General features: G+C 62.5%; 21 protein-coding genes. 16 read left to right on the plus strand and 5 right to left on the minus strand.

What is annotated here, in order from left to right:
* The first annotated feature begins 35 nt into the window (after nt 1-35).
* The 7 genes from mutL to B2G88_RS00615 all read left to right on the plus strand — a co-directional run bounded on the left by mutL (nt 36) and on the right by B2G88_RS00615 (nt 8664).
* Nucleotides 36-2303 carry a DNA mismatch repair endonuclease MutL gene (gene mutL, locus B2G88_RS00585; RefSeq protein ID WP_087713692.1) on the plus strand — a complete coding sequence of 756 codons (2268 nt, stop codon included), beginning with the start codon at nt 36-38 and terminating at the stop codon, nt 2301-2303.
* A 184-nt stretch (nt 2304-2487) separates the two neighbouring features.
* On the plus strand, nt 2488-3645 hold the full coding sequence (locus B2G88_RS00590; protein ID WP_054864113.1) for a response regulator: 1158 nt from the start codon (nt 2488-2490) through the stop codon (nt 3643-3645).
* Nucleotides 3642-4013, plus strand: coding sequence for a response regulator transcription factor (locus tag B2G88_RS00595; protein ID WP_054864112.1), 372 nt, complete (start codon nt 3642-3644; stop codon nt 4011-4013). The genes B2G88_RS00590 and B2G88_RS00595 overlap by 4 nt, the downstream gene beginning before the upstream one ends.
* Complete coding sequence (locus B2G88_RS00600; protein ID WP_087713693.1) at nt 4013-5089, plus strand: HEAT repeat domain-containing protein; 1077 nt, start codon at nt 4013-4015, stop codon at nt 5087-5089. Before B2G88_RS00595 ends, B2G88_RS00600 begins: the two co-directional genes overlap by 1 nt.
* Nucleotides 5080-6486: a glycosyltransferase family 2 protein gene (locus B2G88_RS00605; RefSeq protein ID WP_054864110.1), complete on the plus strand. Its 1407-nt coding sequence runs from the start codon at nt 5080-5082 to the stop codon at nt 6484-6486. Before B2G88_RS00600 ends, B2G88_RS00605 begins: the two co-directional genes overlap by 10 nt.
* A 117-nt stretch (nt 6487-6603) precedes the next feature.
* A complete protein-coding gene (locus tag B2G88_RS00610) occupies nt 6604-7848 on the plus strand; it encodes a GAF domain-containing sensor histidine kinase (RefSeq protein ID WP_087713694.1) in 1245 nt (414 codons plus the stop codon).
* Between the two features lie 81 nt (nt 7849-7929).
* Entirely contained in the window at nt 7930-8664 is a 735-nt protein-coding gene (locus tag B2G88_RS00615) for a class I SAM-dependent methyltransferase (RefSeq protein ID WP_054864108.1), read from the plus strand.
* 11 nt (nt 8665-8675) lie between these two features.
* Here B2G88_RS00615 and B2G88_RS00620 read toward each other — a convergent pair whose 3' ends face one another.
* Genes B2G88_RS00620 through B2G88_RS00630 form a run of 3 tightly spaced genes read right to left on the minus strand, consistent with a single transcriptional unit; the run spans nt 8676 to nt 11197 of the window.
* On the minus strand, nt 8676-9320 hold the full coding sequence (locus B2G88_RS00620) for a hypothetical protein (protein WP_087713695.1): 645 nt from the start codon (nt 9318-9320) through the stop codon (nt 8676-8678).
* Nucleotides 9321-9368: 48 nt separating this feature from the next.
* The gene (locus B2G88_RS00625; protein ID WP_087713696.1) at nt 9369-10922 is read right to left on the minus strand and encodes a sodium:solute symporter family protein; all 1554 of its coding nucleotides are present in this window, start codon (nt 10920-10922) and stop codon (nt 9369-9371) included.
* The gene (locus tag B2G88_RS00630) at nt 10919-11197 is read right to left on the minus strand and encodes a DUF3311 domain-containing protein (RefSeq protein WP_054864220.1); all 279 of its coding nucleotides are present in this window, start codon (nt 11195-11197) and stop codon (nt 10919-10921) included. The genes B2G88_RS00625 and B2G88_RS00630 overlap by 4 nt, the downstream gene beginning before the upstream one ends.
* A gap of 244 nt (nt 11198-11441) precedes the next feature.
* Here B2G88_RS00630 and B2G88_RS00635 point away from each other — a divergent pair, with 244 nt between their 5' ends.
* Both B2G88_RS00635 and dnaG read left to right on the plus strand, forming a co-directional pair.
* Nucleotides 11442-12350, plus strand: coding sequence for an ArsR/SmtB family transcription factor (locus B2G88_RS00635; protein WP_087713697.1), 909 nt, complete (start codon nt 11442-11444; stop codon nt 12348-12350).
* A gap of 127 nt (nt 12351-12477) precedes the next feature.
* Entirely contained in the window at nt 12478-13854 is a 1377-nt protein-coding gene (gene dnaG, locus B2G88_RS00640) for a DNA primase DnaG (protein WP_087713698.1), read from the plus strand.
* 21 nt (nt 13855-13875) lie between these two features.
* Here dnaG and B2G88_RS00645 read toward each other — a convergent pair whose 3' ends face one another.
* The gene (locus B2G88_RS00645) at nt 13876-15213 is read right to left on the minus strand and encodes a DUF92 domain-containing protein (RefSeq protein WP_087713699.1); all 1338 of its coding nucleotides are present in this window, start codon (nt 15211-15213) and stop codon (nt 13876-13878) included.
* A gap of 164 nt (nt 15214-15377) precedes the next feature.
* On the opposite strand from B2G88_RS00645, the gene B2G88_RS00650 reads away from it, so the two are divergent.
* The gene (locus B2G88_RS00650; RefSeq protein WP_054864136.1) at nt 15378-15989 is read left to right on the plus strand and encodes an undecaprenyl diphosphate synthase family protein; all 612 of its coding nucleotides are present in this window, start codon (nt 15378-15380) and stop codon (nt 15987-15989) included.
* 22 nt (nt 15990-16011) lie between these two features.
* Here the strand turns inward: B2G88_RS00650 and uppS are convergent, their stop codons facing one another.
* Nucleotides 16012-16989, minus strand: a complete 978-nt coding sequence (gene uppS, locus B2G88_RS00655) for a polyprenyl diphosphate synthase (RefSeq protein ID WP_087713700.1) — start codon at nt 16987-16989, stop codon at nt 16012-16014.
* A gap of 177 nt (nt 16990-17166) precedes the next feature.
* On the opposite strand from uppS, the gene B2G88_RS00660 reads away from it, so the two are divergent.
* The 6 genes from B2G88_RS00660 (at nt 17167) to lwrS (ending at nt 22287) form a co-directional block, all read left to right on the plus strand.
* Nucleotides 17167-17568 (plus strand): DUF5778 family protein, encoded by a 402-nt coding sequence (locus B2G88_RS00660; RefSeq protein ID WP_054864137.1) that lies wholly within the window; start codon nt 17167-17169, stop codon nt 17566-17568.
* A gap of 133 nt (nt 17569-17701) precedes the next feature.
* Nucleotides 17702-19192 (plus strand): aldehyde dehydrogenase family protein, encoded by a 1491-nt coding sequence (locus tag B2G88_RS00665; protein ID WP_087713701.1) that lies wholly within the window; start codon nt 17702-17704, stop codon nt 19190-19192.
* Nucleotides 19193-19384: 192 nt separating this feature from the next.
* Nucleotides 19385-20038, plus strand: a complete 654-nt coding sequence (locus B2G88_RS00670) for a precorrin-2 dehydrogenase/sirohydrochlorin ferrochelatase family protein (RefSeq protein WP_087713702.1) — start codon at nt 19385-19387, stop codon at nt 20036-20038.
* A complete protein-coding gene (gene hemA / locus B2G88_RS00675) occupies nt 20038-21363 on the plus strand; it encodes a glutamyl-tRNA reductase (protein WP_176393153.1) in 1326 nt (441 codons plus the stop codon). Before B2G88_RS00670 ends, hemA begins: the two co-directional genes overlap by 1 nt.
* A gap of 137 nt (nt 21364-21500) precedes the next feature.
* Nucleotides 21501-21782: a 4a-hydroxytetrahydrobiopterin dehydratase gene (locus B2G88_RS00680; protein ID WP_054864189.1), complete on the plus strand. Its 282-nt coding sequence runs from the start codon at nt 21501-21503 to the stop codon at nt 21780-21782.
* A 121-nt stretch (nt 21783-21903) separates the two neighbouring features.
* On the plus strand, nt 21904-22287 hold the full coding sequence (gene lwrS / locus B2G88_RS00685) for an LWR-salt protein (protein ID WP_054864188.1): 384 nt from the start codon (nt 21904-21906) through the stop codon (nt 22285-22287).
* The last annotated feature ends 32 nt before the right edge of the window (nt 22288-22319 follow it).

Raw genomic sequence — 22319 nt, forward strand, 5'->3', positions numbered from 1 at the left:
CTCGGCGACCGACTGCGAACGGGGTGGTGCGGTCGATGACTGACGCGCCGGATTCACGCTCACGCGCCGATGCGTCCGACTCTCTCGAGGAGACGGCGATTCGCCAACTCGACGAGAACACCGTCGCTCGGATCGCCGCCGGTGAGGTCGTCGAACGGCCCGCAAGCGCGGTCAAGGAACTGCTCGAGAACAGTCTCGACGCCGACGCCTCTCGAGTTGATGTGACCGTCGAAGCGGGCGGGACCGACCTGATCCGCGTCGCCGACGATGGCCACGGAATGAGTGAAGCCGACCTCCGCGCGGCTGTTCGCGAACATACGACGAGTAAGATAGACGGCCTTGAAGACCTCGAGTCGGGCGTGTCCACGCTTGGCTTTCGGGGCGAGGCGTTACATACGATTGGCTCCGTCTCGCGATTGACGATCCGGTCGCGACCGCGGGCCGACGGCGAGGACGCCACAGCAGGCGCGGGAACGGAACTCGTCTACGACGCCGGCGAGGTCGAGCGCGTCGAACCCACGGGCTGTCCCGAGGGGACCAGCGTCGAGGTGACAGAACTCTTCGCGAACACGCCTGCCCGCCGGAAGTTCCTGAAAACGACGGCGACGGAGTTCGCCCACGTCAACCGTATCGTCACCCGCTACGCGCTGGCGAATCCCGACGTGGCGATCTCGCTGACTCACGACGACCGCGAGGTGTTCGCCACGACGGGCCAGGGCGACCTGCAGGCCGCCGTCCTCGCCGTCTACGGCCGCGAGGTCGCCTCCTCGATGATTCCGGTTGAGGCAACCGGTGACGAACTCCCGCCCGGCCCCCTCGAGTCCGTCTCCGGGCTCGTTTCCCACCCCGAAACCAACCGCTCGAGTCGCGAGTACCTCGCGACGTACGTCAACGACCGCGCCGTCACCGCGGATGCGATTCGCGAGGGGATCATGGGTGCCTACGGCACGCAACTCGGTGGGGATCGCTATCCGTTCGTCGTCTGCTTTCTCGAGGTGCTCGGCGAGGCCGTCGACGTGAACGTCCACCCGCGCAAGCGTGAGGTGCGCTTCGACGACGACGATGCGGTCCGCCGGCAAGTCGACTCGGCGGTCGAGAGCGCGCTGCTCGAGCACGGACTGCTTCGCTCTGGGGCACCCCGTGGCCGGTCTGCACCGGATGAAGCACAGATCACCCCTCACCAAACTGCGACTGCTGAGACGACCAGCCAGGAGTCGCTCCCAACGGAGTCAGCGCCGCCGACGGAGCAAGGCGGCGCGGACGCAGACTCGAGCACTGGTTCGGACGCGGAGTCTGACTCCGACTCGACCTCGCCAACCGACTCAGCGGTGAGTGGAGACACGACGGCAGCCTTGAGCGAGACTGCCGATGAGCCGGAGTCAGCGGACGCTGACAACTCGGCAACTGCGACGGCGTCACGCGCTGATCGGACGCCGGAGACGACATCGACGGCAGCCACAGAGCCACCAGTCACAGATTCGACAGCTACGGACTCGACAGTTGCAGATCCGGAAGTTGCGGACTCGACAGCCACAAAGCCAACAAAGGCGGCGACATCCGGGCTCGAGTCGGACTCAGCCTCGGAATCCGAACCGGAACTTGACTCGAGCCGAAAGTTCGACGGGCCAACCGAACAGCAAACGCTCGCTGGGGACGAACCGGCGAGCGAGGCGGGCGAGTTCGACTCGCTGCCGTCGATGCGCGTACTCGGGCAACTACACGACACCTACCTCGTCTGTGAACTGCCCGACGGACTCGCACTGATCGACCAACACGCCGCCGACGAGCGGGTGAACTACGAACAACTGCGAGCGGCGTTCGAAGACGAGCCGGCTGCTCAGGCGCTGGCCTCGCCGGTCGAACTCGAGTTGACGGCGCTCGAGGCCGCGGCGTTCGAAGATGCCGTTGACGCCCTCGAGCGACTCGGTTTTTACGCGAATCGCGTCGACGACCGAACCGTTGCGGTGACGACCGTCCCGGCAGTGTTTGCAGAAACGCTCGAGCCGGCAACCCTGCGGGACGTTCTGACGTCGGTTATCGATGGCGACCACGAGGCGGGCGCGGAAACGGTCGACGCACTGGCTGATGAGTTCCTTGGCGACCTGGCCTGCTATCCGTCGGTGACTGGCAACACCTCGCTCACGGAGGGCTCGGTCGTCGACCTGCTGTCAGCACTGGACGACTGTGAGAATCCGTACGCCTGCCCGCACGGTCGGCCGGTGATCGTCCGGATTGACGGCGACGAACTCGAGGATCGGTTCGAACGGGACTATCCCGGCCACGATGCCTCCCACTATCGCTGAATTGGATTCCATCGTCTATAGCAATTAGCAATACGATAGGTACGCAGGTGTTGTCGCTTCATTTGACACAGGGCCTCCGCTGGAGGCGACATTCGAGAACACACTCTTTTCCCGTGAATTGTCAGAACGCTTTAACACGGGGCGTTTTATTACTGCTTTCGTTGTTCGTATCCCTACTCTTGCAATGACCAACTCGGACGAGAGCGCCCAGCACGCATTCGAACTTCGCCGTCATCTGGGGGTTATCCACTCGCAGGCGACGCTGCTCGAGGACGAAGCATTTGGGCCGATCACCGCTGACCAACGCGATGCCCTCGAGGAGATCATCGCAGCGTCGCTGGCACTGACCGGCGAGACCGCGACCACGGTTGAGCCTGCTGTCGAGGGATACGTTACCGACCACGACGCACAGATTCTCGAGGAGTCCCCGTCCGAGCTAGCGTCACCAGTGACTCCGACAGAGATCGTGCTTGCGCTGGACCGCGACGATGAGTTCGTCGACTTGCTGGCGAGACAGTTCGAACGGGCTGGATACACGACACAGAGTGTCACAGAGGCTGCTGAACTACCAGCACTGCTCGAGCGGCCGGAGCCACAGCATCTCGTCCTTGACTGTCGGTTCCCGTCTGGGCCATTCCTCGAGTCACTCGAGCGAACAATCAACGCAACGGACGGTGAGACGGCAGTGACGCTCGTTTCGACCGTCGTTGCACCACTGATGAACGCGGACAGAGGCGGCGATGCAGACACGGACGCAGGTACGAATGCGGACGGAGACGCGGATACAAATGTGGACACAGATCAGGTCTCTGTCGCACCAGCCGGAGCAGGGCCGCTGCAGGGACTCGCTGGCATCCTCTCACCAACTGTTTCGGTGAGAACTCTCGAGGCGCTGTTCGAAGCGCGGTTCGGGCTGACCGCTGCGCTACTTGAGGCTGACACGACAGTTGCCGTTGTCGGCGATGTCGACGAGCGGTTTCTCGAGACGCTTGAGGCAGTGACGGATTGCGGACACTCGAACGAACGGGATGCCTACGTCTCTTCCCGTGCACTCTCGATGGTCGATCCGGCAGCTGTCGACTGTGTCTTTCTCACTAGCGAGGCCGTCGACCGAACCGACGACGCGACGCTGGCTGCGTTTCGCAGACCGACTGATGACGAAGCGACTCCAGTCGTCGTTGTCGATGAGTTGCCGGTCGAGACGGCGGAGCGACCGGACGACGCGGACAACGAGTGGCTGCCGATTCGCGGCTATCGAACGCCGCGAGCGACGCCGTTGACAGCAACCGAACTCGCAGCAGTAGTACTGACAGTGATTGAGCCGACTCCAGACACCGAATGACCCACCAGATCCTGATCGCCGAAGACGATGAACCAATCATCGAAATTCTTCGCTACCGACTCGAGTCCGATACATTCGACGTCGAAGCCGTTACCGACGGCGACGACTGCTGGGAGACCTTAGAGGCAGCCGAGGAATTGCCCGACGCGCTCTTGCTCGATGTGATGATGCCAGGGCTCGACGGCTTTACGGTTCTCAAACGGATCCGCGATGATTCGCGTTATGACGACCTCGTCGTGATTCTCGTCACCGGACGCGGCCTCGAGGAAGACGTCGTTCGTGGATTCGAACTCGGTGCAGATGACTACGTCATGAAACCGTTTAGCCCGTCCGAAATAGCTGTTCGCCTCAAGCGCTCGCTCCGATAATGGTCCTGCTGACGATTTTTGTTGTGATCGTCGCTATCTGTCTGTTCGTCGGGCTGTTCACGCTCGCCCTGTCGATTGCACGATACTGGTTTGACCGCCGCGAGGACGCCACTCGTCCCGAACTTCGTCCGAAACTGTTCGCTTACCTCGAGGAGCCAGGTCCGGACGCAGCGGCATGGTACGACTCGCTCTCGATCAGCGAGCAGTACGTCGTTCGCCGCCAAATCCTCGAGTATCTGCGGCGACTCGAGGGGAGCGATCATCGCAAGTTCGTCGCGCTGTCGGCCGCGCTTGGACTCGATGACCGCGCTGTGTCGTTATGTACGCGCCGCTCGGAGTTTAATACGCTTCGCGGACTGATTTGGTTGACGCTGCTCAAGCAGTCGATGCCCACGGAATTTTTGCGCCGACACTGCATGGCAACCTCGGAGACGCGCGCGGCTGCCGCACGATTGCTCTGTGCTGTCGACGAGGAAACGACTGGCATGGACGGCACTGCGTTACTCCTTCAAGACGGAGAGCAATCGCTGTCGGTGTACGGACTCGATACGCTCTATCAACTCAACCGCTCAGATTCGACGCCGTTGCTGTCGAAGGCGGCAGCCGACGCGAGTTGGTGGAACGACCGGTTGCTGTTGCAGTGTCTGACCGTTCTCTCACACTGCCAGTCTGCTGAGCGAACCGAGCAGTTCGCGTGGCTTCCACCCCTGCTCGAGGATGAGTCGCCACAGATACGGGCCGGCGCGTTGCTGGCGTTCGCACGGCAGGGCTGGCGCGGTGCGTTCCGCGACCACGTCGTCGTCGAACAGGTCCTTTCTGATCCCGAGCCACTGGTTCGAACGGCTGGCTACGAACTGCTCGGCCAGTGGGGAGACAGCAATGCACTCGAGTGGCTGCGCTATGGTGCCTACAATGATCCGGACGACCGCTCGCGACTCGCTGCCGCCCGGACGCTACTCGGACATGGATACACGCTTGCGAGTATGCCACCTGCCGAGACCGATGCCGGTCGAACGATTGCGTGGGCCAAACGTGAACGCCGATCTAGACGGAGGATTGCAACCGGATGGTCGTAGCCGCCGACCCCGCGCCGGTCCTCTGGGCGATTAGCTGGTTCTTCTTGCTGTACTTCGCGCTCGTCAACGGCAGCTACCTGTTCGTTCATCTGGCCTCAATCGTCTCGCTCCAGCGTAACTTTCGTGACTGGCTGCTCGAACCGACGTACAATCCCTATCGGTCGCCGTTCCTGCCCGGCATCGCGGTCCTCGTTCCCGCCTACAACGAGGAAGCCGTTATCGTCGACTCCGTGCGCTCCCTGCTCAACCTCGAGTATGGCGTCTTCGACGTGGTTGTCATCAATGACGGCTCGACCGATGCGACACTCGAGCAGTTGCTCGAGGAGTTCGACCTTGAACCGGTCGAGGAGGGTGTGCCGTTCGACCTGCCGTGTGAACCCGTCGATGAGGTCTATCAGTCGACGGAGGTCGACCTCGTCGTGATTGACAAGGCAAACGGCGGGAAAGCAGATGCGCTCAACGCGGGTGTCTTCTTTACCGATCAGCCACTGTTCTGTGCTATTGACGCCGACAGCATCGTCGAGCGAAACGCGCTTCTTGAGGTGGTCGAACCGTTCTTAAAGGACCCGGAACGAACCATCGCGACCGGCGGCGCAGTCCGGGTTGCAAACGGGTGTTCGGTCTCCCGCAGCACCGTCACAAAAGTCGGCCTCTCGAGTAACCGACTCGCGTCGCTGCAGACCGTCGAGTATCTCCGGGCGTTTCTGTCCGGTCGAATTGGTCTCAGTGCGCTCGGTGGCCTCCTCATTATCTCCGGCGCGTTCGGCGTCTTTCGCACGAGCGCCGTCCGCGAGGTCGGCGGCTACTCGACAGAGACGATCACCGAGGACATGGAACTCATCGTTCGGCTTCATCACCACTACGCGGACACGGACTATTCGATCACGTTCGTCCCCTACCCCGTCGTCTGGACCGAAGTGCCTGCCTCCCGGAAAACCCTCGGCCGCCAGCGAATGCGGTGGTATCAGGGCTTGCTCGAGACGCTCTCGATGCATCGTGGAATGATTGGGAACCCGAAATACGGGTCTATCGGCCTGTTCGCGATGCCCTTTTTCTTGTTCGTCGAGGCGATTGGCCCGCTCATCGAGGGGCTTGGCTATGTCATCGTTCCGTTTGCGTTCATCCTCGGCGCGTTGAACGTTCCCTTCTTCTTGCTGTTTCTGGGCGTTGCCGTCGGCATTGGCACCCTGCTGTCGTGGCTGAGCGTCCTCAACGAAGTCCTCAGTTTTCGGCGCTATCGCAACCCCAAAGACATCGCGATCCTGCTTGGCTACTCACTGCTCGAGCACGCCCCCTACCGGCAGTGGAAATCCCTGATCACGTGGCTCGCGCTGATCCGGTACCTCCGTGGAGAGTCCGCGTGGGGCGAGATGGTCCGCACCGGATTCGACCGCTAAGTGTCGCCGTATCGTTTCGGATGAACGTTCGGCGATACTGACAGAAGGACTATCCACCACAGCGGTCTATGAGTGGTATGATCGGGGCGATAAATGCACGGCAGCAGGCACCAACGCATGGCTGAGTCGCCGCTCGGTCCGGACGAGGCGCGAGCCGAACTGTACGAAATTATGAACGATGAGTGCTCGTTCGAGACGAAAGCCGACCGCGCACTCGAACTCGGGAGACGATATCTTGGGGTCGACAACGGCCACGTGACAAAAATCGACGAGCAAAGCGACTACTGGAAGTCAATCGCGAGCACCGATCCCGTCTCCGGGCGGTTCCCGCCCGGGCTCGCCCTCGACTTGCAAACAACGTACTGCCGTCGAACGATCCGCGCCGACGAGCCAATCGCGCTCAATAACGTCCCCGAACAGGGCTGGGCGGACGACCCTGCCTACGAGGCCCACGGCCTCAAGTGCTATCACGGCACGACGATCACGCTCGACGATGGTGTCTACGGCACCGTCTGTTTCGTCTCGACGGACGCACGCTCGGAGCCGTTTTCGAGCGACGAAACCATGTTCGCGGAACTGATCGCCCGACTCCTCGAGCACGAACTCGAGCGCAAGCGAACCGAGATCCGACTTGAGCACCTCGATACCTTCGCCAGCGTCGTCAGTCACGATCTCCGAAGTCCGCTGACGGTAATCCAGGGCTGGACCGAGATGGCCGAGGAGTCCGGCGACGTCGAACTCTTAGCACACGTTCATCCGGCGGTCGACCGAATGCAACACCTGCTCGAAGATGTCCTCCAGGCAGCCAGAAACGGCCAGATCGTCCAGGAAGTGCGCCCGATGCCACTCTCGGGTCTCGCCTGGGCCGCCTGGGACACTATCGAGACGGGACCACATGACCTCGTCGTCGAGACTGACGCTGTCGTCCGAGCGGGACCGGAGCGACTGCAGGCGCTGCTCGAGAACCTGTTTCGGAATGCGGTCGAACATGGCGCTCCCGACACGCAGTCTGAATTACCAGCGCCCGCCGATCAGCAGTCACTAACGATCTCAGTCACCGATCTCGAGGACGAGTACGGTCGTCCGGATGGCTTTGCCGTCGCCGATACCGGCGTCGGCATTCCCGCGGACAGACGCGACTCGATTTTCGACTACGGCTATACGACCTCGAGTGAGGGCACTGGGTTCGGGTTGGCAATCGTCGAGGCCATCGTCGACGCACACGAGTGGTCGATTGCGCTCGCCGAGCACGAGGGCGAGAGCGTCCGTGATGTCGACGGTGACGCCGACAGCGCCGGTGATGAGAGTGGCGCTCGATTCGAAATCCGAGGCGTCGACTTCCAGCCATCGGACCTATCGTGACGAGTCGCTGAGACACCCGTCGTTTCGCTCGAGTGACATGAACCGTGGAATTATGTGCGATTATCTCGATGTGCTGAGTCAATGGACAGAACAGTGAAGGCACGGTGGGAACGCACGAGCGACGAGTTCCAGGAGACCGCTGACGTCGACGTTGGCCTCAACTGGGGCTGGGACGACGTCGATAGCGATGCTTTCCTCGGCGATCTCGAGGGCAAACACGTCCTCGAACTCGGCTGTGGCGGCGGGCAGGATACGGTCGCCCTCGTCGAGCGCGGTGCCAGTGTGACGGGCATTGACCTCTCGCGCGAACAACTCGGCCACGCGACGGCGCTGTTCGAGGCACACGACCTCGAGATCGACGTTGCCGAGGGCTCGGTCACGTCGCTGCCGTTCGCCGCCGACCAGTTCGACCTCGCGTTCAACACGTGGGTGTTCCAGTGGGTGCCCGACCTGCGCGCCTGCTTCGCGGAGGCCCACCGCGTGCTTCGCTCGGGCGGCCGCCTCGTCTTCTCGATGCCACATCCGTTCTTTTCGCTCGTCGATCCAGATTCGCACGAACTCGAGGAGAGCTACTTCGATACCGGCCGACACGTCGTTGTCGACCACCGCGAAGACTATCCGAATATGGTCACCTACCGCCGTCGAGTCAGCGACGTGCACACCGCACTGCGGGAGGCGGGATTCGTCGTCGACGAACTGAGAGAACCCGGCTCCGCTGATCCGGCCGACCACGAGGCGGGGCCGTGGGGCGAGTCCCCGCCCGAACTGCGCGCGAAACTCCCCCGCGTGCTGATCGTCGCCGCGACGGCGGAATAAGTGGGCCGCTGTCAGCCGTCGCTCTCGCCGCCCTCGAGATCAAGCGCCTGAATCAGCGTCGAAATCGTGTCTCGAGCCCCGTCTGGGTCAACGGTCGTCTCGGCTGTGAGTTCCTCCGGCATCGACTCGAGGCCGTCCGGCCGCGGGAGCGTCCCGCCCGCAACGGCGAAACTCGAGTCGGTCGGCCAGACGGCGACGTGGGCTTCGGCCGGCACGTGGCCGTTCGCCTCAGCCTCGATGTCAGCCTCCGCCTGCACGTCGTCCGAGAGCGGGTGGGTCGTCTCGAGGACGTACCATCTCCCCTCTGTGCCGTTCGGCGCTTCGAACGCAAGCGTCTCTCGCGTGCCATCGACGGTCAGCCCCTCGCTTTCGACAGTGTCGATGAACTGATCTCGAGCTTTGGGTGCGGCCTTTGAGAAGGCGGATTCGGGCGGGATGCCGACCGCCGAGAGCGGCGGTGAGATCGAGAGGTCGACGACGAACAGCGAGCGGAGTGGAATTGCACTCGCACTGCGTGCGGCGAGTGCCGTCGGCTCCGTCGGCTCGTACAGCGTCGTCTCGGCGTTGATCGAGGCGATCAGCACGGTCGACTCGCCGGTTTTCGTTCCGGCGAGTTGCCACGAATCGGCGAGCGACTCCGGCAGAGAGGTTGGCATTGACTCCGAGTACGCGGTCGGTCCCTTTTGGCGTGTCGCTCTGGGTCGTCAGTCTGCCCGCAGCCCGTCGAAGTAGATCGCCCGCCGTTCGTCCGCTGCGGGTGTCGTCACCAGCGAAACGCCCACGGTGACGATGAGACCCAGCCCCATCCCGACGAGTCCGGCCGTCCAGCCCAGATACGTCGGCTGGAAGACGGTCGTGACGATGGCGATGAGTGTGGGCGTGAGCGCGCCGAGGATCGGGACGAGTGCGAGCGCCTCGAGGCCGGCCACAATCGTCCCGAGGAACACTGTCGTCAGGTAGAACGCCTGACTCACGAGGATTCCAGCGGTGATGCCTGCTCTGGTCGTTCGTCGCCAGTAGAGCGCGACTATGACGGGCAGGGCGAGTTGGGCGAAGCCGCTGAAGGCCGCGTCGCCGAGTTCGAACAGCGTCGCCGGATTCCAAAGGCTGGCGACGAAGGCGGCGGTCGCGAAGACCACGACGCCAATACGGGCGAGCAGGTCCTCTCGGCGCTCGGAGACGTTGTAGTCGATGTAGGGTCGGTAGAGGTCCCGCGTGAAGTACGACGAACCGGAGAGCAACATCGAGTCCGAGGAGGACATCATCGCGGCCATCGCCCCCGCGATGACAAGTGCGGCGAACCAGACCGGCGTGTACTCCGCGAGCACGGCGGGGAGGACGTTCCCACCTTCTGGAATCGTCACCTCGAGGCCGCGCGCCCATGCGCCGAGCAGGAACGAGGGGACAAAGAGAAGCACGCACAGAATCGGCCAGAGCGCGAACGACCGTTTGAGGACGGTCTTCGAGCCCGCGGCGAAAAAGCGCTGGTTCACCTGCGGGAACATCGCCACGCCGAAGCCAATCGTGATCGCCGTCGAGAGCATCCACTGGACGGTGTAAAAGTCGCTGCCGAGGGCGACGTGCTGGGCGACCTCGGCCTCGAGCGCCGCCGTGGCCGCACTCGGTCCGCCGACGACGGCGAGCAGCCAGACCAGCGCGAGCCACGTCACGACGAGCATGAACAGCCCCTGCAGCGTGTCGGTCCAGGCGATGCCGCGCATCCCCGCGAGGACGACGTAGAGGATCATAAACGCTGTAATCAGGCCCGCACCGAGCCAGTACGGCAGCGCGCCCTCGGTCAGCGCCTCGAGTGCCGTGCCCGCGCCGACCTGCTGGAGCATGACGTACGGAAAGAGCCAGAGCAGGCTGATTCCGGCGACGAGTCCGCGCAGGCGTCTCGAGCCGAAGCGGTCGCCGAGCATCTCCCCAAGGGTGACGTAGCCGCGTTGCTGGCCGAGCAGCCACTGTTTGTAGCCGATGACGTACCAGAGGATAGCGAAGATGATGCCGTCCATCAGGCCCATCACGAGCACCCATTCGGGGCCTTGCTGGTAGGCGATGTTCGGCCCGGCAAAGAAGGTAAACGCCGACAGCAGCGTCGCGAAGGTCGTAAAGAGGAGGACGACCGTCCCAAAGGTTCGGCTGGCGAGATAGAAGTCCTCAGCGGTCCGGTCGGTGAGTCGGTAGGCGAACAGGCCGACGACCAGTGCAAGGACGAGGTAGCCGACGATGATCCCCAACTGCAGTGCCAGCGTCACCGGGTGTCACCTCCGGCGTACTCATTTTGGGGGCGGTCAGGGCGCTCGCTCGAGTTCCCGTCATCTTCACTCTCGGGTTCGATGCCGATTCCCCACGCCGTCTGGGCGAAGTACCAGAAGACGAGCGATGCGAGGAGCATCCAGCCAACGTGCCACCAGAGCCACAGCGGAATCCCCGCGACGGTCGTGGCGTTGCCCCAGAGAAACCACGGAATCGCGAGCGCACAGAGGACGACTCCGACGACGATCCAGCCACCGATTTCGAGCCGACGCATGTGCGGTGGTTCGGGTCGACGTTGGTAACTGTTTCCCTTCAGAACTCACGATTGAAGAGATTCTCTGATCGGTGACGATCTGTGGCCAGTTTTGGACAGTGGTCGCTCCTCGAGCCACACAGTTTCCCGGCCCGCCGATCCACCCGCCGTCTGCGCATCTAGTCCCTGCGTACCAAACTGAAATCGCTCTTTCAGCGAGGAAAAAGCGTATACGTGTCGGCAGGCGAATGAAAGCAGTAGCCACATGGCCCGTCTGTTCCCCTTCCGGTCGGAAACGCCATCACAGGAGGGGCAACCGCGCGTCGTCGATCTCGAGGGTGAGGACGCCGATGCGGTGTTTAGCGCCCTCTCGTCGACGACGGCCCGCCAGATTTACGCGCGACTCGATGACGAGCCAGGAACGCCGAGCGACATCGCCGACGCCATCGATTCCTCGATTCAGAACGTCCGCTACCACCTCGAGAATCTCGAGGAGGCGGGCCTCGTCGAGGTCGTCGACACCTGGTACTCCTCACGGGGCAACGAGATGAGCGTCTACGCGACGACAGACGGCCCCCTAATCGTCACGAGCGACGAGTCGACGGCGAGCCAGTTGAAAGCCGCCATTTCGCGGCTCATCGGCGGCATTGGCGCGCTCGCTGGCGGCAGCTTACTCGTCCAGTACGGCGTGACCCAGTGGGCCGGGTCCCACAGCGAGGACGCCGTCTACGGGTCGGCCGCGACGGACGACACTGCTGACGATCAGTCGGAGACACTCGAGGTGCAAGACGAGTCAGTTGACTCTGGTGCACCCGTGGATGAGACGGATGATAGCACAGACACAACGGAGAGCGAGGATTCCTTCGGTACCCAAACTGTTGACGATGACGCGGACTCGAGTGAGGACGACGCGGCCGATGCCGAAGATGATGGTGCGACTGATGCCGAAGATGACACTGCGACCGCCGGCGACGAGTCATACGACTCTGGCCGCGGCGGTGACGAGGCGGCCGCGGATGATGCGGGTTCCGAGGAGTTCGCGCTCGATGCCGCCGAGGGCGCTGATCCGGAACTTCTGTCGGTGATTCCGCCAGGATTACTCTTTTTCCTCGGTGGACTGGTTGTTTTGCTCGCCGTCTGGCTCTATTGGTACTGGTATCGTCCAGCATACTGACATCGGGAGTGTTCATTTCGCCAGTCTCTGCGAGTGAGGTCAACAGCTATTTGCCTGTCACGACCGATATTTACGGTATACGGCTTCGGACGCCTCTCGCCGTCCCCTCCCCGGGGACAGATCTCCCATGGAAGACACCTCGAAATACCTCATTCACGCCAATGTCACCGCTGACGGTGTCGTCGAGCGCAGCGACGTCGTCGGTGCCATCTTCGGCCAGACCGAAGGGCTCCTTGGCGACGAACTCGACCTCCGCGATCTGCGCCAATCTCAGAAGGTCGGACGCATCGACGTCGAAATCAGAAGCACCGCCGGCCAGTCACACGGCCACCTCACCATCGCCACCAGCCTCGACAAAGTCGAAACCGCGACCCTCGCTGCCGCCCTCGAGACAATCGACCGTGTTGGTCCCTGTCGCGCCAGTCTCGAGGTCAGCGAGATCGAAGACGTTCGGGCAGCCAAGCGCAAGGACGTCGTCGACCGCGCAAAGGAACTGCTCGAGACGGGCTTCGACGACACTGTGATGAGTTCCGAGGAAATTCTCGCGGAGGTTCGCCAGCACGTTCGCGTCGAAGACATCACCGAGTACGAGGGTCTGCCGGCGGGGCCGCGGGTCACCGACAGCGATGCGATTATCGTCGTCGAAGGACGCGCCGACGTGCTCACGCTGCTGAAATACGGCATCAAAAACGCAATCGCAGTCGAGGGAACGAACGTCCCCGACGCGGTCGCCGAACTCACACGCCACCGCACCGTCACGGCATTTCTCGATGGGGACCGTGGCGGTGACCTGATTCTCGAGGAACTCGAGCAGGTCGGCGAGATCGATTACGTCGCCTTTGCACCCGCTGGTGACTCCGTCGAGGAACTCGACCACCATCAGCTCTTTACCGCCCTCCGGAACAAGGTCCCCTATGAGACGGTCTCGAGTTTGAGCGAACCGCGGGCTGCTATCGCCGCAACGGATGGAAGCGCCTCGCCGGCACCGGCCCCTTCGGGCGACCCTATCGACCCTGATGCGCCAGCCTCCACTGACGATTCTGCGACTCGAGTCGAGCGCCAATCTGCCTCGAGTGAGTCCCAGGAATCCACACCACAGCAGGCCGGGGCAGGAGCAGATGCAACCGCTGGGTCCGACGACCCCGACGATGCGACGGCGGCCGACGATACCGCAGCGCAGTCTCCCACACCGGCCACTGTCTACGGCCACGCAACCGATATTATCCGCCGCGGGACGCACCATGTTCGCCTTCTCGATGCCGAAAACGAACCGATCACCGAGGCTGATGCCGGTAAGGCATACACCGTCCTTGAGGAGTGTGAGCCCGTTGCGACGACTCTCGTTCTTGACGACGTGTTGACCCAGCAACTGCTGGATGTGGCGGCTGACAGCGGCGTTGACAGAATTATCGCCCGCTCGCTCGGGCAGTTCACCAAGCAACCGACCAGCGTTAACATCCACGCGATTGATGACGTTGCTGAAACGCCGCCAGAGACAGAGTAGTACCCGGTTTCCTCGGCTCTGTTAGCCAAGCACAGCAAACGAAAGCACAAGCAGCGCACAGGCGAGTGCGCCCGACAGCGTCGCGAGGAAGTTCACGCCCTGATTGCCAAGCAACGTCCCTTCGAGTGTCGCACCCAGCAGGCTATCGACGGTCATTCCGACGAATCCGGCGGCAGCGATGATTGTCGCACCAATGAGTTCGACTTCCGGGAACAGTCCGTACGAGAGTAGCGCAACGATTGCTGCGCCGCCGAGGCCGGCCACCTCGCCCTGCCAAGTGACGCCACCGTCGGTGCCGGGGTCGACCGGCTCGAGCGTGGTGATCAGCCGCGGCGACTCGAAGATGCTCCCGATTTCGCTCGAGAGCGTATCACTCATCGCGGTCGCAACGGAGCCAGCGAAGGCGAACAGAAAGAGGGTTGGCTCGAGGTCGATTGGGAACACCGCGGCAGAACTGGCAGCGTATCCGAGGACGGCTGCGATGGCGACGGACGCGTTTCCGAGGACATTGCCGATTCCGCGAGCGCCGTTGTTCTCCTCGGCAACGCCCAAATCCTCCTTGCGGTCGTAGCGGAATTTCGTCGAGAGGCCACCGATTGCGAAGAACGAGACGAGGACGGCGAACCAGCCGTAGCCCCCGAGGATAATCGTCAGCAAGCACAACAAGACGCCCGTCAGCATCCCCGCAATCGAGGCCGTCTCGAGCGCGTAGGCGACGTAGCCGAAGGCGGCCGTAATCGCGAGTGCAATCGTGATTTCGACAGCCCCGAGTGCTGGCTCGAGTTCGGCGAGCAGCCACAACAAGAGGCCGACAAAGAGCATGACGACTGGATCGTCGTACAGCATGAGAATGTCTCGGAGCAAGGCGGCGAGTAACGCGCCGCTGGCTGCGAGGAAGACGAGTGTCGGCAGCACCGACTCGAGCGCGCCGGCCCCGTCGGTAATCGCGACGGTTGCAACTTGTCCGGCGACAGCAGCGACGAGCGCGCTGAGACAGAAGACGGTCACGCGGGCGACGTCGTGGTCAGTCCGCTGGCGGGCGAGTTGCTCACCGAGGTCGCCGTAGCCGACGAGGAAGACGGTGCCGACGAAGACGGCGGTCGACATCGACGAGGTTTCGGCGATCACGCCGAGTAAGACAGCAGCGAGGATGAACGTCAGCAACCCATAGAGGCGACCGTCCTCGTAATCGCCCGGATAGGCGAGGAGATCGAACACGGGGCCGTCGGAGACGACGCCAGCCCCGAGTAAGGCAACCGCGGCGACCGCCACCGCGACCGTCGTACCAAAGAGCGGAACGACGAGCGCAAGCGTACACAGCGCCGCAAAGACGCCTGCTCGTCGAACAGGTGCTGTCACGATACGGGTGTCTTTCTGTCGGGTTTACTTGAAGGTTCCCGAACGTCCCTCGAGCGTCAGTTTGTGCGTGTGAGCGTCTGTCTGGCGCTCCTGTCCCTGCAAGCGACTCTCACCAGCCGGCCGTGACCGTAATCTGTATAGTACCGGATCGGAAAGCAGATGCCGTGGGTCTGTACGAACAGTATCTCTCGCTGCGGATTCAACGCCATACCGGCTCTCCCCCCGACCACGTCGCGCTCGTCATCTCCGAACGCGATCTGCTCGAGGACGGTGCCTACGAGACGCTCGCCGACTTCTTCGAGTGGGCGTTTACCTACGGTTCTCGACTGACTGTCTATGTGAGCGTCCTCGACCGGGATGCGGTGCCAGCGCTTCGACGCGACCTCGAGGAACTCGATGGGCCTGCGGGCCGAGAAATCGCGGTCCGCGGGCCGGACGATCAGACGCCGGCGGATGCGCCGATTCAGATCGGGATCGGACTCGGCGGGAAACACGAGTTCACGAGCGCCGTCCAGACGCTCGCCGAAAGCGTCGAGGCTGGCGACCTCGATCCCGCAGAGATCGACGACGAGCACGTCGAACAGCATCTGATCTTCCCCTCGGAGCCGGATCTGGTGATCAAAGCCGGTGCGGAGCGACTCTCCGATTTCATGATCTGGCAGTCCGTCTACTCGGAACTGTACTTTACGGACGTTAACTGGCGGGATTTCCGCAAACGAGACTTTCTGCGGGCGGTCAGAGAGTACTGCAACCGCTCACGGCGATTCGGGCGGTAATCAACAGCAGTGCGTTTTCGACTTAATCTGCGGCCTGACTCCCCGAGTCGATGCCGTCAACGTTGTCGGCATCACGTTCTTGGTCGCCGTTCTCGAGCGTCTCGAGACCATCGAGTTCGCTCCGTTCAGCCGTTGGCAGCGAGTCACGAAAGCGGTCGACAACGGACTGGGCTTCGGTGAGTTCGGTTTCGCTGACAGCGCCGAGCAAGGCAAGTGCGCGCCGAGCACGGGTGCGTCGCCAGGACTCCTCGCGGTGTTCGTAGGTCCGGATTCCCCGGAGAAAGTCGCTTTTCGAGAACTCTGGCCAGTAGGGCGTACAGAAGAAGACCGCGGCCTCGTTGCCGTTTGCGTGCCACGGCAGGAAGTTCGAGGTGCGTTCCTCGCCTGCCGGCCGGATAATCAAATCCACGTCTCGAACAGGCTGGTCGTACAGGCGCTGTTCAATCGTTTCCACGTCGATGTCGTCCGACTCGAGGTCGTTTGAATCGACTTCTCGAGCGACGCCGCGGGCGGCCTCGAGCAGTCGCGACCGTCCACCATACGCAAGCGCGATGTTGAGGACGAAATCGTCGTACTCGCCGGTCTGTTCTTCGGCGTAGTCGACGGCGTCCTGAACGCGCTCGGGAAGCATCTCGATTTCGCCGATAGCGCGGATACAGACGCCGTTGTCGTGGACGCGGTCGGCATCGGCGAACTCGTGGAGTTTGTCACAGAGCAGGTCGAACAGGGCCTCTTTTTGGTCGTCCGGCCGGTCGAAATTCTCCGTGGAGAAGGTGTACAGCGTCAGTTCCTCGACGCCAATTTCCTGACACCACTCGAGGACGCGCTCGGTGGTTTCCGCCCCTGCACGGTGGCCTTCGTGGGCCTCGTCGCCGTTTTGACGTGCATAGCGTCGGTTGCCGTCTTGAATCACCGCAATATGCGTCGGTGCACCGGCGAGTTCATGCGAGAGCAGCCGCTCGTAGACCGTATCAACACGCTGACGGAGCCACCGCTTCATCGACTGAGTTGACGATACCAACGACTATGTGTCTTGTGTGTGACTCTCCGACAGTGATACACGTCAGCACGCCAATTACTTTCGCGGGTAAGGCGCTCACATAGACCCGTCATATGGCGTCAGACCGGTCCGACGGAACCGTGAGTGCTATCCGTCAGGCGGTCCTCGCTCCAGGCAATGACCGACGTGATCGATCAGGACCTCTACCAGCGGACCAAGGCACTGCTCGAGCCGGGCGAGATCGAACTCAACGGCGCGATCATCCATACGGACTACAGCGGCCAAGAAGACGTCCAGATGATGCAGGCGACGATTGATATCGGCGATATCATCGCCGAACAGTCGACGTACGATCCGGCCGACTGTTACGTCCACTCCGGCAACGACGACCCCGATTTCTCCTCGAACCAGCACCAGGGACTCACTCTCGAGGACGAGGAGTTCGTCTGGGAGTGCCAGCAACTCCTGCGCGATGGCAGTTTCGATATCGTCATCTACTATCGCGCAACCGCGGATCACGACGCGATTCTCGAGGACATTCGGGACCTCGGATTCGACGTGACGGGCGTCGAAGGGTAGGCCGGTCGGAGAGTCAGTACCGTTTCTTCAGTGATGTTCTGAAGTCCGTTATTGTCACAATAACTGTCGATACAGCGGCTGTACTGCGCTGTTTGGCACGGGTATTTTCCGACTCGATACCGTAGTGTCTGTGATGTCACTCGAGCTTTCTCCCACGACGGATTGGAGCGATCTGTACCGCGACGGCGAGTGGGTTGACCCCGATAGCGGCGAGCAACTCTCCGTCGAGGATCCGTCGACGCGCGAGTCACTGACGACGGTTCCAGCAGCCAACGAGGACGACGTCGACGCCGCCTACGAGACTGCTGCAGCAGCTCAGAGCGAGTGGGCCGAGACGCCACCGACGGAGCGCGCGCAGGTCATTCAGGGCGTCGTCGAAGGACTGCAAGACCACCGCGAGGAAATCGTGGACCTGCTGGCCCACGAGGCTGGCGGCTCCCAACTCATGGGCGAGACGTCGGTTCACCTCGCGACGGATCAGGCGAGTGAGGCCGCAACGTTGCCCCGGCGGCTGAAAGGCGAACAGTCGGCCTCGAACATCCCCGGTAAGGAAAATATCGTCGAGCGAGTACCCAAGGGCGTCGTCACGGTCATCTCGCCGTGGAACTTCCCGCTGAATCTCTCGATGCGCGCGGTCGCTCCTGCAATCGCCGCCGGTAACGCGGTCGTGCTCAAACCGGCGTCGAACACGCCGATTTCGGGTGGCCTCCTCCTCGCGAAACTGTTCGAGGCGGCCGGCCTGCCAGACGGCGTGCTCAACGTCGTCACCGGCCGCGGCTCCGAGATCGGCGACCGCGTCGCCGGCCACCCCGAAAGCGATGTCGTCGCCTTCACCGGCTCGACACCGGTCGGCCGACAGGTCGCCGCCACTGCTGGCGAAAATCTCGCCATCGCCGCCATGGAACTCGGCGGTAACAACGCCCACATCGTCACCGCCGATGCCGATGTAGAGCAGGCCGTCGACGCCGCCGTTTTCGGCAGTTTCGTCCATCAGGGACAGGTCTGTATCTCGATTAACCGACATCTCGTCCACGAAGATGTTTACGACGAGTACGTCGAGGCACTGACCGAACGTGCCGAATCACTTCCCGTCGGCAGCGCCCACGACCCTGACACCGTCGTCGGCCCGATCATCGACGAGTCTCAGCGCGACGAGATGCTCGAGTACGTCGACGAGACCCTCGAGCAGGGGGCGACGCTCGAGACCGGCGGCGAGACGGTCCCCGTCGAGGGAGTCGAGGACTCGCTGGTTGTCGCGCCGACGGTCATTTCGGACACGACGAACGACATGGCGGCCGCGTGCAACGAGCACTTCGGCCCCATTGCGCCCGTGATTCCGTTCTCGGATATCGACGAGGCGGTTGCACTCCACAATGCCGTCGACTACGGCCTCTCGGGGTCAGTCCACGCGGGCGATGTCGGCACCGGCAAGCAGATCGCCGACCGCCTCGAGACGGGGATGGTCCACGTCAACGATCAACCGATCAACGACGAGGCCCACGTTCCCTTTAGTGGGACCGGTGCGTCGGGCATGGGCGGCTACAACGCCATGGAGATTCTCCGGGAGGTCACCGAGACGAAGTGGATCTCGCTCCAGCACGAGCCTCGAGAGTATCCGATCTGAACGATTTGACCGTTCTAAACTGCCAGTTGCCGCTTCGGACGCGATGTTTCGGTTTCTGTTTTTCGACGCCGGGTGGGTTCCGCAGTCGTTCCCGTGTCTCATATTGGTGCAAATATTGGCCGAGACCGGCGATGATTTGTCACCGTAGCAGTTAGCTCCACATCAGCGAACGAATCTGTACGATCTCTCGGAATGATTCCACTCTTGCATGATTTCACGGGGCAGACGGTACTCGTTGTCGGCGGCGGAGCGGTCGGTGCGCGCAAGGCTCGCCGGTTCGCCCGCGAAGCCGACGTAATCGTCGTCAGCCCCGAGTTTGCAGACCGCGACTTTGGCGGCGCGACACGCATCCGGGCTGCACCCGACCCCGACGAGATCGACGGCTGGCTCGAGCGCACTGCGCCCGCGCTGGTCGTCGCGGCGACGGACGATGAGGCGATCAACGAGGCCCTCGAGTCGGCGGCGCAAGCTCGTGGCTGTCTCGTCAACCGCGCAGATCGGTCGGGCGGTCGCGATCCCGGGAGCGTCGTCGTGCCGGCGACGGTTCGAGACGATCCGGTTGTGGTCGCAGTTGCGACTGGCGGGACGGCGCCGACGCTCAGTGCGTATCTCCGCGATGAGATTGAGGAGACGGTCTCGGGAGCCGGGGAAATGGCGATGTGTCTGGCGGAATTGCGTGCAGACCTCAAATCACAAAACGTGTCCCCTGCGCGGCGACGGAAACTCCTCGCTGCGGTTACTGGGTCTCCGGAACTTTGGACAGCTTTACGTAAGGGCACCCCCAAAGCTTGCCAAGTGATCGAGGACGTGCTCGGTGAAGAGGACTCTGGGGGTGACAGCACGTGATGCCAACTGGCGTTATCGCTGCCGCACGCGTCACACACGCAAGTGGTTCCGTCGATGAACTCGCTGCCGTTAGTCCCGACAACCAACGGAGTGCCGTTGCACAGCTTCACACCGTACCCGACATTGAGGAGGCATACGTCCTCTCGACGTGCAATCGGGTCGAGGTGTACGTCGTCAGTCCCACTGCCGGCGTCGGCCGGGCCGCACTCGAGGAGTTTTTCGGCCCCGCTGACGACGAGTCGGTCGTCTATACGGACCACGACGAAAGCCTGCAACACCTGCTGCGGGTCGCAACCGGCCTCGAGTCGGTCGTCCTCGGTGAGGACCAGATTATTGGGCAGGTCCGCGACGCCTACGAGGACGCCCGCGAGGCAGACGGTATCGGCTCGATGCTCGAGGCGGCCGTCACGAAGGCGATTCACGTCGGCGAACGCGCGCGGACGGAAACCGAAATCAACGAAGGCATCGTCTCGCTTGGCTCCGCTGCGACGAGTCTCGCCGCCCGCGATGTCAACCTCGAGGGGGCAACCGCACTCGTCGTCGGCGCTGGCGAAATGGGCCAACTTGCTGGTCGCAGCCTCGTCGACAACGGTGTCGAGACGCTACTGGTCGCAAACCGGACCGTCGACCGCGCCGACCATCTCGCGCGTGAACTCGCGGCTGACGGGACAACGACTGACGCGATTCCGCTCGAGGCGCTGTCGACGGTGACGCCAACTGCAGATATCGTCGTCACAGCGACCGGCAGCACTGAGCCAGTGCTCACCGAACCAGCGTTCGACGACGACGGCTCGACACAGATCGTCGTCGACCTCGGCCAGCCACGAGACGTGGCCCCAGCTGTCGACTCGCTCTCGTCCGTGACCGTCCACGACCTCGATGACCTCGAGTCGATCACGGATGAAACGCGCGAGCAACGCGCCGACGCGGCGCGTGAGGTCGAAGCTATGATCGACCACGAGTTCGACGTGCTCTGCGAGCAGTACAAGCGCGCCCGCGCGGACGAGGTTATCGCCGCGATGTACGAGTCCGCCGAACGGATGAAACAGCGCGAACTCGAGACTGCGTTCTCGAAACTCGAGGCCAACGGCGACGACCTGTCGCCGGGCCAACGCGAGATCATCGAGTCGATGGCTGATGCGCTCGTCAGTCAGTTGCTCGCGCCGCCGACCAAGAGCCTGCGTGATGCAGCGGCCGAGGACGACTGGAGTACGATCAACACAGCGTTGCAACTGTTTGATCCCGACTTTCAGGAAGATACCATGCAGTCATCGCTGTTTACGACAGGTGGCTCCGTCGGCGTCGGCACGGCGGACGACGACTAACTGTCTGTTACTCACTTCGATTTCGTTCGCCTTGCCCGAAATTGTTGTCTCGAGGCCGCTCACACTGTTGAACCGACTATCGCTGACGGACCGGCCGTGGCACAATGATTATTTGAGTGGGTTCCGTTCGCCAGCACATGGGAGAGTTACTATCTGACGAGGAGATCGAGACAGAACTGCCCGAGAGCTGGTCGCGCGAGGACGACGAAGTCGTTCGTACCTACGAGTTCGACGATTATCTCCACGGCGTCAACTTCGCCCAGATGGTCGGCGAAATCGCCGAATCGCAGGTCCATCATCCTGAGATCATCATCGGCTACAAAACGGTCGAGATTCGACTCACCTCCCACGAGGAAGGCGGCATCACCGACGCCGACCTCGAGATGGCAGACCTGATCGAATCCGAACGAGACGCCTGAACGGTCCAAAGCGTCATTTTTGCGGCTTTCTGCTCGTGTCTGGATTCGCACGGAGCGAGCGCAAGCGCCGCTGCAGTTGCAACCGTAACGCCGACAGGTGTGGCTGATATCAGACTCCGGTATGAACGGGCAGTACGTCTTCGCCGTTCGCGTCCGTCTCGAGCCCGCACAGGAGGGGATCAGCCTCGAGCCGGGCAGCGCCGAGCCGAGGGTGACCGTCTTTCGTGAGGCACCGGAGCCGGGCAGCGAGGGGTGGCTGTTCTTCCGGAACACGCTCTGGCACGGCGAGGTGTCGGATCAGGATCACGCCCGCCGACTCGCCGAGGAGTGGCTGGACCTGCCGGTCGTCTCGGTCGACTTTCGCGAACTCCAGGTCGACGAGGCGTACTTCGAGGCGATGAACGCAGCAATCGCGGAGGATCTCGAGGCGTTCAACGCCGACAACGTCAGCGAAGTTCGCTCGAAGTATCTCGGCTCGAGTATTCGGGTGACTGAGGAGATATAGCGACAGGGAGCAGTTGTCCGTAACCGATACGC

Origin of the sequence: Natronolimnobius baerhuensis (assembly GCF_002177135.1) — an archaeon.
GTDB lineage: Archaea > Halobacteriota > Halobacteria > Halobacteriales > Natrialbaceae > Natronolimnobius > Natronolimnobius baerhuensis.

Excerpts from the sequence above, each read along its gene's own strand:
- dnaG (WP_087713698.1), top strand. The coding sequence starts at position 12,478 with ATGGAAGACACCTCGAAATACCTCATTCACGCCAATGTCACCGCTGAC.
- B2G88_RS00600 (WP_087713693.1), top strand. The coding sequence starts at position 4,013 with ATGGTCCTGCTGACGATTTTTGTTGTGATCGTCGCTATCTGTCTGTTC.
- lwrS (WP_054864188.1), top strand. The coding sequence starts at position 21,904 with ATGAACGGGCAGTACGTCTTCGCCGTTCGCGTCCGTCTCGAGCCCGCA.
- B2G88_RS00595 (WP_054864112.1), top strand. The coding sequence starts at position 3,642 with ATGACCCACCAGATCCTGATCGCCGAAGACGATGAACCAATCATCGAA.
- B2G88_RS00630 (WP_054864220.1), bottom strand. The coding sequence starts at position 11,197 with ATGCGTCGGCTCGAAATCGGTGGCTGGATCGTCGTCGGAGTCGTCCTC.
- B2G88_RS00620 (WP_087713695.1), bottom strand. The coding sequence starts at position 9,320 with ATGCCAACCTCTCTGCCGGAGTCGCTCGCCGATTCGTGGCAACTCGCC.
- B2G88_RS00665 (WP_087713701.1), top strand. The coding sequence starts at position 17,702 with ATGTCACTCGAGCTTTCTCCCACGACGGATTGGAGCGATCTGTACCGC.
- B2G88_RS00605 (WP_054864110.1), top strand. The coding sequence starts at position 5,080 with ATGGTCGTAGCCGCCGACCCCGCGCCGGTCCTCTGGGCGATTAGCTGG.
- B2G88_RS00610 (WP_087713694.1), top strand. The coding sequence starts at position 6,604 with ATGGCTGAGTCGCCGCTCGGTCCGGACGAGGCGCGAGCCGAACTGTAC.
- hemA (WP_176393153.1), top strand. The coding sequence starts at position 20,038 with ATGCCAACTGGCGTTATCGCTGCCGCACGCGTCACACACGCAAGTGGT.
- B2G88_RS00670 (WP_087713702.1), top strand. The coding sequence starts at position 19,385 with ATGATTCCACTCTTGCATGATTTCACGGGGCAGACGGTACTCGTTGTC.
- uppS (WP_087713700.1), bottom strand. The coding sequence starts at position 16,989 with ATGAAGCGGTGGCTCCGTCAGCGTGTTGATACGGTCTACGAGCGGCTG.
- mutL (WP_087713692.1), top strand. The coding sequence starts at position 36 with ATGACTGACGCGCCGGATTCACGCTCACGCGCCGATGCGTCCGACTCT.
- B2G88_RS00615 (WP_054864108.1), top strand. The coding sequence starts at position 7,930 with ATGGACAGAACAGTGAAGGCACGGTGGGAACGCACGAGCGACGAGTTC.
- B2G88_RS00680 (WP_054864189.1), top strand. The coding sequence starts at position 21,501 with ATGGGAGAGTTACTATCTGACGAGGAGATCGAGACAGAACTGCCCGAG.
- B2G88_RS00660 (WP_054864137.1), top strand. The coding sequence starts at position 17,167 with ATGACCGACGTGATCGATCAGGACCTCTACCAGCGGACCAAGGCACTG.
- B2G88_RS00635 (WP_087713697.1), top strand. The coding sequence starts at position 11,442 with ATGGCCCGTCTGTTCCCCTTCCGGTCGGAAACGCCATCACAGGAGGGG.
- B2G88_RS00590 (WP_054864113.1), top strand. The coding sequence starts at position 2,488 with ATGACCAACTCGGACGAGAGCGCCCAGCACGCATTCGAACTTCGCCGT.